Source organism: Bradyrhizobium sp. CW1 (assembly GCF_023100665.1).
Taxonomy (GTDB): Bacteria; Pseudomonadota; Alphaproteobacteria; order Rhizobiales; family Xanthobacteraceae; genus Bradyrhizobium; species Bradyrhizobium canariense_D.
Genome location: NZ_CP064684.1, coordinates 4,858,977 through 4,872,689, shown reverse-complemented (window position 1 = coordinate 4,872,689; position 13,713 = coordinate 4,858,977). Strand labels below are relative to the sequence as shown.

The 13,713-nt window shown below is 59.8% G+C and carries 10 protein-coding genes and 2 pseudogenes; 9 read left to right on the top strand and 3 right to left on the bottom strand.

What is annotated here, in order from left to right; all coding sequences use genetic code 11:
• Nucleotides 1-221: 221 nt before the first annotated feature.
• The gene (locus tag IVB54_RS24070; RefSeq protein WP_018458923.1) at nt 222-1,148 is read right to left on the bottom strand and encodes a Ku protein; all 927 of its coding nucleotides are present in this window, start codon (nt 1,146-1,148) and stop codon (nt 222-224) included.
• A 169-nt stretch (nt 1,149-1,317) separates the two neighbouring features.
• Here IVB54_RS24070 and IVB54_RS24065 point away from each other — a divergent pair, with 169 nt between their 5' ends.
• Together IVB54_RS24065 and IVB54_RS24060 are read left to right on the top strand one after the other, a co-directional pair.
• A complete protein-coding gene (locus IVB54_RS24065) occupies nt 1,318-1,542 on the top strand; it encodes a hypothetical protein (RefSeq protein ID WP_026233688.1) in 225 nt (74 codons plus the stop codon).
• Between the two features lies 1 nt (nt 1,543).
• On the top strand, nt 1,544-1,792 hold the full coding sequence (locus IVB54_RS24060) for a hypothetical protein (protein ID WP_247335577.1): 249 nt from the start codon (nt 1,544-1,546) through the stop codon (nt 1,790-1,792).
• A gap of 42 nt (nt 1,793-1,834) precedes the next feature.
• Here IVB54_RS24060 and IVB54_RS24055 read toward each other — a convergent pair whose 3' ends face one another.
• Nucleotides 1,835-2,302, bottom strand: a complete 468-nt coding sequence (locus IVB54_RS24055; protein WP_247364712.1) for a hypothetical protein — start codon at nt 2,300-2,302, stop codon at nt 1,835-1,837.
• Nucleotides 2,303-2,801: 499 nt separating this feature from the next.
• On the opposite strand from IVB54_RS24055, the gene ligD reads away from it, so the two are divergent.
• The 4 genes and pseudogenes from ligD to istB all read left to right on the top strand — a co-directional run bounded on the left by ligD (nt 2,802) and on the right by istB (nt 7,267).
• Nucleotides 2,802-4,619 (top strand): DNA ligase D, encoded by a 1,818-nt coding sequence (gene ligD / locus IVB54_RS24050; protein ID WP_247363340.1) that lies wholly within the window; start codon nt 2,802-2,804, stop codon nt 4,617-4,619.
• 5 nt (nt 4,620-4,624) lie between these two features.
• Nucleotides 4,625-4,813 carry a hypothetical protein gene (locus IVB54_RS24045; RefSeq protein WP_247776470.1) on the top strand — a complete coding sequence of 63 codons (189 nt, stop codon included), beginning with the start codon at nt 4,625-4,627 and terminating at the stop codon, nt 4,811-4,813.
• A 91-nt stretch (nt 4,814-4,904) separates the two neighbouring features.
• Nucleotides 4,905-6,395 (top strand): annotated as a pseudogene (gene istA / locus IVB54_RS24040) (IS21 family transposase); the annotation flags it as partial.
• A gap of 8 nt (nt 6,396-6,403) precedes the next feature.
• On the top strand, nt 6,404-7,267 hold the full coding sequence (istB, locus tag IVB54_RS24035; RefSeq protein WP_346658833.1) for an IS21-like element helper ATPase IstB: 864 nt from the start codon (nt 6,404-6,406) through the stop codon (nt 7,265-7,267).
• Between the two features lie 345 nt (nt 7,268-7,612).
• Here istB and IVB54_RS24030 read toward each other — a convergent pair whose 3' ends face one another.
• Nucleotides 7,613-8,437 carry an FkbM family methyltransferase gene (locus IVB54_RS24030; protein WP_018459971.1) on the bottom strand — a complete coding sequence of 275 codons (825 nt, stop codon included), beginning with the start codon at nt 8,435-8,437 and terminating at the stop codon, nt 7,613-7,615.
• Nucleotides 8,438-9,917: 1,480 nt separating this feature from the next.
• On the opposite strand from IVB54_RS24030, the gene IVB54_RS24025 reads away from it, so the two are divergent.
• The 3 genes and pseudogenes from IVB54_RS24025 to IVB54_RS24015 all read left to right on the top strand — a co-directional run bounded on the left by IVB54_RS24025 (nt 9,918) and on the right by IVB54_RS24015 (nt 13,710).
• On the top strand, nt 9,918-10,403 hold the full coding sequence (locus tag IVB54_RS24025) for a hypothetical protein (RefSeq protein ID WP_157643136.1): 486 nt from the start codon (nt 9,918-9,920) through the stop codon (nt 10,401-10,403).
• 1,312 nt (nt 10,404-11,715) lie between these two features.
• Nucleotides 11,716-13,007 (top strand): annotated as a pseudogene (locus IVB54_RS24020) (IS1182 family transposase).
• Between the two features lie 493 nt (nt 13,008-13,500).
• Nucleotides 13,501-13,710, top strand: coding sequence for an adenylate/guanylate cyclase domain-containing protein (locus tag IVB54_RS24015; RefSeq protein ID WP_245288539.1), 210 nt, complete (start codon nt 13,501-13,503; stop codon nt 13,708-13,710).
• Nucleotides 13,711-13,713: the final 3 nt, after the last annotated feature.

The window sequence follows — 13,713 nt, the reverse complement described above, 5'->3', positions numbered from 1 at the left end:
ATCTGGAGCGCGTTAGTCGAAGCTCACCGCCAACGAGATTATGTCCTGGCGTTTCTCCGTAAGCGGTTGGGCGCTCTGAAGGTCGCCGCTTAGTTTTGGCGTACCGATCGGCCTACTAAGTATTCTGTAGGGCGTACCCGTTAGGGTCGGGCGCAGCGTCTTCCACCCAAACCGTGCTCTCCAAGCACGCGTTTCGCCTCCATGCGACCCCTGTTTCAACGTCAGGCAGACTTCCGCCGCGTCCCGGCCGTCTGCTTCTTCGGGGTGACTTCCTTTGCCGGCTTCTTGCCGGCGATCGGCATCAGTATTTCCTTCTGGCCAGCCGCCGCCTTCTTCACTTTCTTCGTGAGCTTCTTCGCTGTCTTACTCTCGGCTGCTGCACTGCCGACGCTCTTGCGTAGCGCGTCCATTAGATCGACGACGTTATCACCGCGCGGACGCTCCTTCGGGGTAATCGGCTTGCCGGCGCGCTTCTGGTTGATGAGCTCGATCAGCGCGTTTTCATGGTGATCCTCAAATTTCTCCGGATCGAAGCGCCCCGCCTTCTGGTTCACGATGTGCCTGGCGAGATCGAGCATATCCTTGGTGACTTTGACGTCCTGTATCTCTTCGAAATACTCCTGCTCGCTGCGCACTTCGTAGGGGTAGCGCAGCGTGCCGACCAAGCCCTTGTCCATAGGCTCGAGCGCGATGATGTGCTCGCGGTTGGTCAGCACCACACGGCCGATTGCGACCTTGTCCATCTCGCGAATGGTTTCGCGGATCACGGCAAAGGCGTCGTGGCCGACCTTCCCGTCGGGGCGGATGTAGTAGGGACGGATCAGGTAGCGCGGGTCGATGTCGGCCTTGTCGACGAACTCGTCGATCTCGATGGTCCGCGTGGACTCCAGCGCGATCGCTTCGAGCTCTTCCTTGGAGACCTCGATGAACTGATCTTTCTCGAACTGGTAGCCCTTGACGATGTCCTCGTTCGGGACCTCCTCGCCGGTGTCGGTGTCGACCTTGAGGTACTTGATTCGGTGACCGGTCTGCCGGTTCAGCTGGTTGAACGAGATCTTCTCGCTCTCGGAAGTAGCCGGGTAGAGCGCCACCGGGCAGGTGACGAGCGACAGGCGCAGGAAGCCTTTCCAGTTCGCGCGGGGGGCCATCGGTACGCAACGCTCCAGGTACGGGGACTCGGACTCAAGACGGACGGCGCGACACAGTTCCGACACTGCCGCCCCCGTCCACGCATATCCGTGCCTGACTGCCCAGCGAGGCACCATCACACGACACGTGCAGCCTTGACTCTTGCGAACAAACTGAGAACATACTCCCGTGACCCGACCCGAGCCATCCAAACCAGCCACCTTCGAGGTGGAAGCCGCCGCCGACCAGGCCATCGCCGCCTGCGGCGGAGATGCGCGGGAAGCGGTCAAATCGCTGCTTGTCGCCAACTGCTTCCTGGAGGCTCAGGTCGTGGAGCTACGCGCCTCGGTTTCCGCCGGCTACTCGCGCCGCCGGCTCGACATCCCGCGCGATCGGAAGGATTGGTACGACTGAGATGGCCGAGGTCACCTACTACGTCGCCTTGCCCTTCGTTGCCGCCGACGATGGGACCGCCGCCGGCGAGGCGACGGAGTGCTTCTCGGCCAATGCCGCCGTGATGCGTGCCGAGGCGCTGTCTCGCCAGCCCGGGGTCCTGGGCGCGGTCGCGTTCAGCCGTAGCGGTGATCCTGCGACCGGCGAGTTCGGAGACGCCACCGTCATTCGCAAGTTCGGCGAAGTCCCGGACGACCTCAGCGCGCTTTGAACGGCGGGACTGCGAAGATGTCAGCGTGAGCCCGTGGAGAAGCTATTTGCCGCTGAGCGACAGACTGATGCGAGTGACGATGTTGTCCCAGTCGCGCTCTTCGTCGGCGGGATAGTTGATGAGGATGCAATGGATCAGCCGCCCGGAGAAGTTGCAGCGGTTGTACCAAACCTTGTCGCCCTTGTAGCTGGAGACCGCAAAGAACCGTGGCGTCACTCGCTTGTATTGAATGCGTGAAGGCGGATGCTTCTTTGCCAGAAAAGCAGCGGGAGAATCGTTCTCGACGTTCAGCGCCGCCTGGATCGTGAGGTCTGCGCGTCCGTCGGCGGTGCGGAAGCGTTGCCCGTAACCGTCGGGTCGGCCCGCTGGTTCGGTAAAAATCGCGGACGGAAAGTCGACGGAGGTGCCGCTCTCCGGAATGTTGTATCTGGTCCATCTGACCGGCTGGGCCGAAGCCCCCAATGTCGAGGCGGCAAGTGTCAATGTGAGAGCTGCCCACGTCGATTTCATCGCGTTCCTCCGGCGATCACGGAGAAAAAGCGGAGAAGGGCAATTACGTTCCAAAACGCCTGCTGCTGCTGATTGTTGAAAACAGGTGAGCCACTGCCCTTCCTCGACCGGATTATTGGGCTCAAGCCATCTTTGCGAGAAACCACACGGCATCTGCCTCTTTGGAAGAACGCGCGCCGACACTTCCACGGGCTCTTGGGCCGCTTCGGTATCAGGCAGCGCGCAGCGGCGACTGCGGACGACGGAGCCAGCCGACCTCTTCCGCCCGGCACCTCGGACACCTGAACTGGATTTCGCGTCGCACGGAAGCGGACTTCGGGATGTTCGCTGCCATGGGCCATGCGCCGCATCGGGGACATTTTTCGAGTAGGGTCTCCGTTTCGATCATCGCACTCGCTCCCCCCCTGCACCACCGCTCGCCAACGCTCGGAGGCAAGCCACGTTCCGGGGATCCGCAGATGAGACACGGAACGAATCAGCCTGACGACGTTGAATCGGCATGTGTGCTGTGGCGTTGCGTCAGTCTCGTTCGGGAGTACCGCGTGTCCACGGCGCCATCAAAGCTGCTATTCCTGGTTACATCGAGCCGTGTGATCCCACGTTACGCGAGAAGCCGCCGCGCGGCGAAGACTGGGTCTACGAGATCAAGGCGGACGGCTACCGTGCGCAGCTGCACCTGCGAGATGGGGACGTCAAAGTCTATTCACGCACGGGCCTGGACTGGACCGAACAATTCTCCTCCATTGCAGCGAGCGCCGAGCTGCTCAAGGCAAACGGTGCGATCATCGACGGCGAGGCCGTGGTGTACGGCAGTGCCGGCCTGCCGGACTTCCAGCAGCTGAGGCGGGAGCTCGGTCCGAAGCGCAGCGAGCGCGTGCGCTACCACGCTTTCGATCTCCTGTACCTCGACGGCTATGACTTGCGCGGCGTCGCGTATGAGGATCGCAAGCGCCTGCTGCAGCGGCTTCTGAAGGACGCGCCAGAGACCTTCATCTATGTCGAGGCGCTTGCGGCCGACGGCAACGTGATCTTCGACAAGGGGTGCAAACTGGGCCTCGAAGGTCTGATCGCCAAACGACTCGGCGAACCATACCGCTCGGGTCGGCAGGAGAGCTGGATCAAGCTCAAGTGCAAGAAGAGCGAGACATTTCCGATCGTCGCCTTCGTGGAGAAGCTTGGGGCGCGCCCGCGCAAGGTCGCCTCCCTCTACGTCGGCCGGCGCCAGAATGGCAAACTGCTCTACGCCGGCAAGGTGCGTACCGGCTACACCGAGACGACCGCGCGCGAATTGCGCGAGCGGCTTGATCCGTTGATCCGCAAGACTTCTCCGCTCGATGCGGCGATCAAAAAGCCGAAGGCGACCTGGGTCGAGCCGACCCTTGCAATCGAGGTCCAATATGGCGCGCTAACCGATGACGGCCTGCTCCGCGAAGCTGTGTTCAAGGGCTTTCGCGATGATCTCGCATTGCGCAAGATCAAGGCGCCACGGCTGGTGCCGTCTGTCGCCGGCCGGCCGAAGCTGTGGGTGTCGCGCGAGAACATCCTGCAACTTCTGCCTGAAGCCGTTGCTCCCTCCAAAGACGAACTCGCCGAGTATTGGACCCGGGTCTGGAAGAAGGCGCTACCGCACCTCGGGCACCGTCCGCTGAAGCTCGTCCGTCACGTGCACGGCACGACCTTCTATCACAAGGGGCCGCTGCCGAAGGACATTCCGGCCGCCGTGCACCAGCTTCGTATTCAGAAGCGCGAGGGCGGCCAGGGAACGCGCCTGTGGGTCGACAGCCTGGATGGTTTCCTTGGGCTCGTCGAAATCGGGGCTGTGGAACTGCACCCGTGGAATGCGACCGTCGAAGACTTCGAACACGCCGACCGCATCGTGATCGATCTCGATCCCGGAGAGGGCATCGACTGGGATGGCGTCGTGGAGACCGCGCTCGATCTACGCACGCTGATGAAGCGCGAGGGTTTTGAGACCTGGCCCAAGCTCACCGGCGGCAAAGGAATTCATCTGATGGCGCCGCTGGATCAGCCGATGCTGCACGACAAGGCGCACCGGGTCGCGCATCAGCTGGTCTCCGCCCTCGCAGCGCGCCATCCAGACCGCTACCTCCTCTCTGCTCAGGCAAAGCGTCGCGATCGCATCTTCCTCGATTATCTGCGCAATGGCCGTGGCACCACCGCGATCGGCACCTATTCCCCGCGAGCGCGAGAGGGATTTCCGATCGCAGCGCCCGTGACCTGGAAGCGCATCGAGAGCGGGATCGCGCCGGACGCCTTCACCATCGACAGTCCGTTCCGCGCCAAACCAAGGAGGTGAACAAGATGTCGGACGCATTCGATCAATGGGTGGAATGGCGCTCCAAGCCCCCCGGCGACAGGCGCAGCATTCCCGCCGAACTCTATGCGGCGGTGACGTCGCTGCCTGAAACCGATCGTTCCAACCGGCAGAGGGTCAACGAGGTGGTACGCCGCCATGACACGGCTCGCGTGTCATTCGGCCTGCAATATTGACCCCCTAAGCCGGGGGATCGGCGTCCAAAATTGACCCCCTACAGGTTGGTCTGTTGCGCTGCCTGCTTCGTCATGAAGCAGGTGGTCGGGGATGCTGATCGTGGAGACAATCGCCCGGATACGGCGCGAGCACTTCATCAAGGGCAAGACGATCAAGGAGATCGCCCGTGACCTGAAGGTGTCGCGGAACACAGTCCGGAAGGTGCTGAGATCGGGAGAGACCTCATTCGAGTACGAGCGTGTTGTCCAGCCGCGGCCGAAGCTGGGACGATGGGCAGCAGAACTCGACGGGTTGTTGTCAGGGAACGCGGGCAAGTCCGCTCGCGAGCAACTGACATTGATCCGGATGTTCGAGGAGCTGCGTGAGCGCGGCTATGACGGCGGTTACGACGCCGTGCGGCGCTACGCCAGGCGATGGAGCAAGGAGCGCGGACAATCCACGGCCGCTGCCTACGTCCCGCTTAGCTTTGCGCCCGGAGAAGCTTACCAGTTTGACTGGAGCCACGAGGTCGTCCTGCTCAATGGCGTGACGGTGATGGTGAAGGCCGCCCATGTCCGGCTCTGCCACAGCCGGATGCTGTTCGTGCGTTGCTATCCGCGCGAGACACAGGAGATGGTGTTCGACGCCCACGACCGGGCGTTCGCCCTGTTCAAGGGCACCTGCGTGCGCGGCATCTACGACAACATGAAGACGGCGGTGGAGACGATCTTCGTCGGCAAAGGGCGTCTCTACAATCGCCGCTTCATGCAGATGTGCAGCCACTACCTGGTCGATCCGGTTGCCTGCACGCCAGCGTCGGGTTGGGAGAAGGGCCAGGTCGAGAACCAGGTTGGGCTTGTCCGGGAGCGCTTCTTCACGCCGCGGCTGCGGTTCAAAACCCTCGACGAGTTGAACGCGTGGCTGCTGGACAAGTGCATCGCCTACGCCAAGGCGCACCGGCATCCAGAACTGGCCGAACAGACGGTCTGGGAGGTGTTCGAAGCCGAGCGGCCGAAGCTCGTTCCCTATGCCGGCCGGTTCGACGGATTCCACGCGGTGCCGGCATCGGTCTCGACGACCTGTCTGGTGCGGTTCGACAACAATAAATACTCGGTCACGGCCAACGCTGTCGGGCGGCCTGTCGAGGTTCACGCCTACGCCGACCGCATTGTGATCCGTCAGGACGGACGCATCGTTGCCGAGCATGCTCGCTCGTTCGGCCGCGGCGAGACGACCTATGATCCCTGGCATTACGTGCCGGTACTGGCTCGCAAACCCGGTGCCTTGCGCAACGGCGCTCCCTTCAAGGACTGGGTGCTTCCGGCTGCGATCGAACGTGTGCGGCGTAAGCTTACCAGTGCCGACGATGGCAACCGGCAGATGGTCGATATCCTCAACGCGGTTCTGACCGACGGCTTGCCGGCCGTCGAAGCAGCCTGCGCCGAGGCGATCGCTCACGGCGTTCATTCCGCCGATGTCGTGCTCAACATCCTGGCCCGCCAGCGTGATCCTGCGCCGCCAGCCAACATTCTCACCCCGGCCGCACTGACATTGCGCCACGCCCCGATCGCCGACTGTGCCCGTTACGACAACCTCAGGAGAACCATCTGATGGAACGTACTCAACTCTTCGACCTCATGGGCGAGCTCAAACTCTACGGCATGAAGGCTGCCTTCGACGAGATCATGGCGACCGCTGTCAAACGCCAGCACGAACCCCAGCGCATTGTCGGCGACCTGCTCAACGCCGAGATCAACGAGAAGCAGGCCCGCTCGATTAAGTACCAGCTCACCATCGCCAAGCTGCCGCTGGCCAAGGATCTCGAGGACTTCCAGTTCGAAGGCACACCCATCAACCAGACGCTGGTCAATGATCTCGCCGGCGGCGGCTTCATCGCCCAGCAACGTAACGCCGTGCTGATCGGCGGTACCGGCACCGGCAAAACACATATGGCCATCGCAATCGCCAGAAGCTGCATCCGATCCGGTGCCCGCGGCCGCTTCTACAACGTGGTCGACCTCGTCAACCGTCTGGAGATCGAGACCCGCAATGGACGGCAAGGTCGGATTGCCGAGCATTTGACCCGGATGGACTTCATCGTCCTCGACGAACTCGGTTATCTACCGTTCGCCCAATCCGGCGGCCAGCTCCTGTTCCACCTCGTCAGCCGGCTCTACGAGCGCACGTCCATCGTCGTCACCACCAATCTCGCGTTCGGTGAATGGCCCAGCGTCTTCGGCGACGCCAAAATGACCACCGCGCTTCTAGATCGCCTGACCCACCATTGCGACATCGTCGAGACCGGCAACGACAGCTGGCGCTTCAAAAGCCGCGACGACGATCACGCAACCCGCGCTCGCACCGTCTCCGCAACCCCGACCAGCTCCGACGGTGCGAGCGCTACCGCCAAAACCCGCCGCTCGAAGGGGTCAAAATTGGACGCCGATACGGGGTCAAATTTGAACGCCGATTGACATGCTCCAACGCAAGGCAGCGATAGAACATTTCCTGGATAGTAGCGCCGCGAGGTTCACCAACGCTGCTGATCTTCGTATCCGGATGAACCACATGTTGGCACTTGAAGCGATCGGCTGCGCAAGCGCTGCCTTCAATGAAGGCGCGATGGAGAGCTCAGCACGCCTGTCTAAACTTGCCCTGAGTATTGATCCGAGCGTTCAAAGATCGCGTCGTTGGTGGTTTCTCGCCTGCAAGAAGGTTCTTGGGTCGCGAGAATGGCAGCTGGTGCGGCCTGCAGTTGAATGGTTTAGATCTATCGTGCGGAAGGACCACCGCTGAACACCGCCAAAACGACTGGGCTTCTATACGACCTTGTTAGTTTCGTTCGCGCCTGGCCATACCTCAGCGGATCTACGGCGCTGCCGTCGATAGCTCGTTGTTGGGTCAGTGTGGATGCGACGCCTGTTTATGAATAGGAAGTCGACCTCGATCAGCGTGGGAAAGGCGTAGTGCGTGGGAAGGACTGCATTTATGGCAAAGCCTCGTTCTTCGTAAAATGTTACGGCTTCTCTCAGGCTCGGCTGGTCTTGGTACAACGGAGCGATTGCCACTTCGGATTGGAGGCCATAGAATTCTGAGAGCATCTCGCCGGCTCCCGCGGCAACGGAGAGGTCATGCCCTTGAGTATCCATTTTCAGGAAGGCACGCTTGAACCCAAGCGTTTTCTGATATTTGCGAAAGCAATCATCGAGCGTGTCTGTGTCGATGCCGATTCTCTCTGACGCGGCTATATCCCGCTCAAACACGCCACCCGACAGCGGCGTATGCAGAGACGATAGTGAATGGGACGATGCCACATTAAATTCGACATGTCGTCGCGTTGAATCCAATGCAACGCTCTCAACATGCCAACTCGCGTCGTAGACAGCTTTTGCGTGCAGCGCCTTTGCGAGTCGCGGGACAGGTTCAAACGAAACAATCTGGCCGTCGTAACCGATAGATCTCAGCAACTCGGCATATTGCCCCTCGTTTGCGCCCACGTCGAAAACGCAATCGACGTCGAGATAGACGAGCAGTTCGCGGAGCGCATGCTTCTCATGCAGCAGGGGGAAACGATGCGCATGCGCGATTCCAATCGACATCTTGTTAAAGGCGATATTCTGCAGGAGCCGCTTAAAGGTCAGCATGACTGCCACTCGGGGGTTTTTCCAGCAATTGACGTTTTGGTAGGCATTAACTATCATTTAATGCAAATTAAAGCTCAATAAATCCGAAAAACAAGATCTGACCCGTTTAAAAATGTGGAGCAGAGCAATGAAGATCGCCTCGGGAGTTTTGTCTGCATTAGCTCTGGCCTTCACTCTAATAATTTGTGCGCCGCCCGCCCTAGCCTGCAACGGCAATGGAAATTGCGAAAACGCGCCCGGCCAAGTGAGGGGAGCCCCCGGTCCGATTGCTGGCGCCGGCCGTCCGATTCTCGCCATTGGCTACGGTGTCTACTGGTTGGTTAAACGCCGTCGTAAGGTTGGCTGACACTGGTAGCTCGCCTTCCCGGGGCAGCCTGTCTTACCTGATATTTCGGTGGGTACTTCAAGCGGTCGCAACGGGCTGCACGCCAATCCCGAAGAGAGCGATTGCTAGCCTGTTGTAATGAGCACGCCGCGCACGCGAGGCGTTGCAGTTAGTTAATCGCAATCTCCGCTGATACTAGCCGGACGAAATCGTTGTGTCCGCTTTCATCTACGCCAGAGTTCAAGGGATTCTGGTTCTCAAGCAAGACTCGATGGTGATTTGGCATATACTCGGCGGCTGAAAACAAGGCGAGGCGCTGGCTTGTGGTCGCATATTCAATCGAGTGGATTGCACGTGGTACATTGCGAATATCGAGGCGGTTGTCACGTGGAGAATTCTTTGCGGGACTATTCACTCTCGGCTGTGTAAGTGGCCTCGCATCACGCATCATCCAATCAGTTAACCGGCTTGGATGGGCGGAGGCGCTTTTCAATACTTTCGGGATTAGCATAATTGTGTGGATCTCGTGTGCCGCCGGGGTATCTCTTGTTCTTCGAGACCGAACGTTTGGGGTGCGTCCGTCAGGGCTGGCCCTGGGGGCAGGTTTTCTCTTTCTGGTCATTCTTCCGATCGGAGCCCTAAGCTGGCTCGCAGTAACCGCTCTTAGTCTCTACATCATTATCTCCGCTGATGTCGCCTCATCTCGACGGGGCGCTTTCATATTACTGGCTACCACCGTGCCCATGCTTTGGAGCCGATTGCTATTTCAGTTTTTTGCAAATCTAATATTGCAGATCGACGCGTCACTCGTTGGTTGGATACTGGGGACGCATCGGACCGGAGACATTGTGGAATTTGCTGACGGATCCGGAGTTCTTGTAATCTGGCCAGCTTGTTCTTCGCTTGCGAACGTGTCTCTTGCAGTACTGTGTTGGGTTACCTTGAGCCAATTAGCGGGCTCCAAGAAATCCGTTTACGACGTGTCGTGGTGCCTTTTGGCCTGCGTTTCAGTAATAGCTGTGAACGTCACGCGGATAAGTTTGATGGGTTTGAGCCAATGGCATTACGCCGCCGTCCATGGACCGTGGGGAGACACGGTCGGCAACACAATCATACTCGGCCTGATAGTCGGCTTCAGTGTTCTTGGGGTGCGGCGTGAACTATTCCAGCGCATTTAGGTGGTCTATTGCTGCCGTGCTTTTGTTGACGATTGGATGGAAGATCGCAAGCCAGCCCGAAACTCAAAACTATTTAAAGGACGACCTTATCAAATTCTTTGAACGCAACCACTTCAACGTCGTCGTGACCGACGAGGTCGTGAATTACACGCCGATTATCCGGGCGAGCAGAGCCTCGTGCCATCTGCAGATCGCGACACTTATTCCCGATGGCTCGAACCGGGATCTCATTCGGCATCTTGCTGCAGCTACAGATTGCTCGTTCGTTGTCTTTCGCGGCACGGTATACGTCCAACAGCCCGTATTCTGGACAGTACTCGATTACTTTTGGTCCAAATTTCTTCGCGAGCTTGGATTGATTAAGCACATTACGCCCGTCATTAGCGTAGCGGTGAACTCATCGTGCAATGGCGAGGGACTTCCGTGGGGTGAGCTAGAAGGTATCAGGAGAGATCCGCGTTGAACGCCATTGATTGCCAAGAGCTGATGGCGGGTATCGGCCCATCGGCGACCTGCCGTAGGCTACTCCAGTCGACATCCCTCACGTCGGATGCGATCGCGAGTCGGGCGCAGGCGAGCCGAGGGTACCTCTGAGGAGTTATGAAGTACATTTTCATCGCGGCCGGCTGCTGGCTGCTGCTGAACCTGCTCTTCGTTGTGCTAGTCACCCCACCGCGTAGGTCGCGCCGGCGGCGACAGCTTGCTCGCACGATTCAAGCAGTCAAGAAATTCATTTTGAGCAGACGGCAGCCCCCTACCTGAGTGGAGACAGTGGGGTTCCGAATTTCCGGAACTACTCGGGCTCGCAGACGGGATTCACATGCTTTAATGAAGCCGAGCGCGGTCCCTGATTTAGTCTTCTCATTTGCTCTGATGCTGTCCTGATAGTGATTTTGTTGTGGTGGGGAGGACATTTATGCGAAGCTCTCGCGCAATCCTTTATGCCCAAGGACTTGGCGAACTCACCTCTCAGCTCTCAGAATTGGAATATCTTCGGGGTCTAGTCGAAGAAGCAGCGGAGGGCCCTCGGTGTGCCTCCATTACGCTTGACACATCCCGTTTCGCGCAGCCTGCGAAGTCGTGAACCAGGCGCCCTGTCTGTCCGCTTCCGTCGCCGCGTGCCACCAAGCTGGATGCAGGAGCTATCGGGCCCCCTGGCAACGACAACCAAGTCAATCGGACTTTGCTGACGCCATTCCCCGAGGCATGGTGGGCTTCCTCCTAAAACCTCTCCAAGGGCTGGCTTACCGCGCCTTGACTCCTCCTGAGGGGGAGTGGACGAGCCCCAGGGAACCGCCAGCAACGATAGGCGGCTCCGCACGTTGATACGTATCGCCGGCCGAGGGTCTGACTGTAGGCGTCGGTGGCTGAGAGAATTCCGCGTTCCGCCTTGTATGTTAGGAGCGCAGAATGGCCGAAGAATTCAGCGCCGAGACACGTCGCCTGCTCGAGCGAGCCAACGAAACCATCGCTCAAAGTCGTCAGTTAGCCACGGAACATCGCGCACTCGTCGCTGAGTGCGAACTAAATCTCCGACATAGGCTGCTCGATATCATCACGCTGCATACTGATGACCGGAGATTGCCGGGTCCGCGCACCCGAGTGGACTACAGCCCTTGTGGCCCGTTTGGACCCTGCGATGGACGCCGAAGATGTCTGCTCATCGGGGCTAACGGAAGTCATCGCGGGCGGACTAAACCGACGCTAGTGACCCTGGGTGTGTGAAAAGCCACGAGTCGGCTACTATTCCTCCGCTTCCTGATTGGAGGATACGGATGGGACGTTTCGTTGAAGGCGCGGACAGATCCCAGCTGACGCTCTTGCCGGACTGTACGGTTATCTCAATCGGGTGCAATCCAGTCGCCGCCTGGAACGTGAGGCGTGCCGCAATCTCGAGGTGATGTGGCTGATCGGTCGCCTGGGTCCCGATCATAAGACGATCGCCGATTTCCGGAGGGACAATGGTGCGGCGATCAGGAAGGTTTGTGCGAAGTTCATCGCACTATGCCGGCAAATGGGCCTGTTGCAGAGCCCAAGCGTCGCGATCGACGGCAGCAAGTTCAAGGCGGTGAACAACCGCGACCGCAACTTCACGCATGCCAAGATGGCGAGGCGGATGGCGCAGATCGAGGAAAGCGTCGGCCGATATCTGCGTCAACTCGATAGCGCCGATCGGCAGGAGCCATCGGAGGCGATCAGCATCAAGACGACGCGGATCAAGGAAAAGATCGCTCGGCTGAAGCAGGAGATGAGCCGTCTGGAAATGCTAGATGCGCAGATGCGCAACACGCCGGATCAACAGATATCGCTCACCGATCCGGATGCCCGTTCGATGGCCACCAGTGGACGCGGATCGGGCGTCGTCGGCTACAATGTCCAGGTCGCGGTGGACACCGAACACCATCTGATCGTTACGCATGAGGTCGTAAACGTCGGCAACGACCGTGGGCAGCTTGCTCGGATGTCGAAGCAAGCCAAGGAAGTGCTCGAAGCGGACAAACTCGAGGCAGTCGCCGACCGTGGCTACTTCGATGGAGAGGAGATATTAGCCTGCGAACAGGCTGGCGTTACAGTCACCTTGCCCAAGCCCATGACGTCGAACGCCAAGGCGGAGGGCCGGTTCGGCAAACAGGACTTCGCCTACCTGCCCGATGAGGACGTCTACCGCTGCCCATCCGGCCAGCTGCTGCCCCATCACTACACCAACATCGAGCACGGAATGACGCTGCGCCGTTACTGGTCGACAGCAGCGTGCCAGGGCTGCGCGATCAAGAGCCAATGCACGCCGTCAAAGGAGCGCCGCATAACGCGCTGGGAGCATGAGTATGTGATCGAGGAGGTTCAGAGACGGCTGGATTCCAATCCCGACGCCATGCGGACGCGGCGCGAGACGGTCGAGCATCCCTTCGGCACGATCAAAGCCCGTATGGGTGCGACCCACTTCCTGATGAAGCGCCTACGGAATGTAGCCGCTGAGATGGCCTTGCACGTCCTGGCCTATAACCTCACTCGGGTGATGAACATCGTCGGCAAACCGAGCCTGATTGCAGCTATCCGAGCGACCTGAAGGCGGGAAGTGCGTCCAAAAGCGACGCCGCGCGTCCCAATAACCACCTCAGCCGGTTACATAGACGATCCGACGCGAAAACATCGGCGGCCTGCAACGATTGTCGACCACCGCCGCCTTTGAGCTGTGTTTCCACACAACCAAGACCCAAAGCGGACTCCAGCGCATCGCGCAGCTCCTGAGGGAGTAGTGAAGCGTCGAACAGTTCTCGAACGGTCACCAAGCCGGCGTCGGCGAACAACGCCGGGCGGCGTCAACTTACGGCCACGTTTTGCGATTTGGTCGGCTCGTCGGCACTCTCGGCCCGCCTTGATCTGGAGGACCTGCGGGCCGTAATGGGCACCTATCACCGCTGCATCGCACAGGTTGTTGCCCGGAATGAGGGCGTTATCGCGCGGTACATGGGAGATGGCGTGCTCGCCTATTTCGGCTATCCGCAGGCGCACGAGGATGATGCCGAACAGGCGACACGCGCCGGGCGCTGGTCGATGCCGTGGCCAAGCTCCAGGCAGAGCCCGCCACCGAGCTCCAGGTTCGCGTTGGCATCGCTACCGGTATGGTGGTCGTCGGCGATCTGACCGGCGAAGGCGCTGCTCAAGAGCAGGTCGTCATTGGCGGGACGCCGAACTTGGCTGCGCGCCTGCTGACGTTTCGCCAATCCCGGTACCGTGCTGATCTCAGAGAGTACGCACCGGCTCACTGATGG